Raw genomic sequence first — 1,399 nt, forward strand, 5'->3', positions numbered from 1 at the left:
ATAGTCTGAGACCTGATGCCGAGCCGATTGTGGTGAAGTGGATGATCCTATGCTGTCGAGAAAAGCCTCTAGCGAGTTTCATGGCGGCCCGTACCCCAAACCGACTCAGGTGGTCAGGTAGAGAATACCGAGGCGTTCGGGTGAACTATGGTTAAGGAACTCGGCAAAATGCCCCCGTAACTTCGGGAGAAGGGGGGCCATTCCTGGTGATGAGTCTTGCACTCTGAGCTGGGGGTGGCCGCAGAGACCAGCGAGAAGCGACTGTTTACTAAAAACACAGGTCCGTGCGAAGCCGTAAGGCGATGTATACGGACTGACGCCTGCCCGGTGCTGGAACGTTAAGGGGACCGGTTAGCTTGGATTCGTCCGGGCGAAGCTGAGAACTTAAGCGCCAGTAAACGGCGGTGGTAACTATAACCATCCTAAGGTAGCGAAATTCCTTGTCGGGTAAGTTCCGACCTGCACGAATGGCGTAACGACTTCTCGACTGTCTCAACCATAGGCCCGGTGAAATTGCATTACGAGTAAAGATGCTCGTTTCGCGCAGCAGGACGGAAAGACCCCGGGACCTTTACTATAGCTTGATATTGGTGTTCGGTTCGGCTTGTGTAGGATAGGTGGGAGACTTTGAAGCCATGACGCCAGTCTTGGTGGAGTCGTCGTTGAAATACCACTCTGGTCGTGCTGGATGTCTAACCTGGGTCCGTGATCCGGATCAGGGACAGTGTCTGGTGGGTAGTTTAACTGGGGCGGTTGCCTCCTAAAGAGTAACGGAGGCGCCCAAAGGTTCCCTCAGCCTGGTTGGCAATCAGGTGTTGAGTGTAAGTGCACAAGGGAGCTTGACTGTGAGACTGACGGGTCGAGCAGGTACGAAAGTAGGGACTAGTGATCCGGCGGTGGCTTGTGGAAGCGCCGTCGCTCAACGGATAAAAGGTACCCCGGGGATAACAGGCTGATCTTCCCCAAGAGTCCATATCGACGGGATGGTTTGGCACCTCGATGTCGGCTCGTCGCATCCTGGGGCTGGAGTAGGTCCCAAGGGTTGGGCTGTTCGCCCATTAAAGCGGTACGCGAGCTGGGTTTAGAACGTCGTGAGACAGTTCGGTCCCTATCCGCTGTGCGCGTAGGAGTGTTGAGAAGGGCTGTCCCTAGTACGAGAGGACCGGGACGGACGAACCTCTGGTGTGCCAGTTGTCCTGCCAAGGGCATGGCTGGTTGGCTACGTTCGGGAGGGATAACCGCTGAAAGCATCTAAGCGGGAAGCCTGCTTCGAGATGAGCACTCCCACCTCCTTGAGAGGGTAAGGCTCCCAGTAGACGACTGGGTTGATAGGCCGGATATGGAAGCCCTGTGAGGGGTGGAGTTGACCGGTACTAATAGGCCGAGGGCTTGTCCTCAG

1 rRNA gene is annotated in these 1,399 nt (G+C 55.9%); it reads left to right on the top strand.

Annotated features, from left to right (window positions below):
- Positions 1–1,397 (top strand): 23S ribosomal RNA (locus KV557_RS41785); the annotation flags it as partial.
- Positions 1,398–1,399: the final 2 nt, after the last annotated feature.

Origin of the sequence: Kitasatospora aureofaciens (assembly GCF_019192735.1) — a bacterium.
GTDB classification, from domain to species: domain Bacteria; phylum Actinomycetota; class Actinomycetes; order Streptomycetales; family Streptomycetaceae; genus Kitasatospora; species Kitasatospora aureofaciens_A.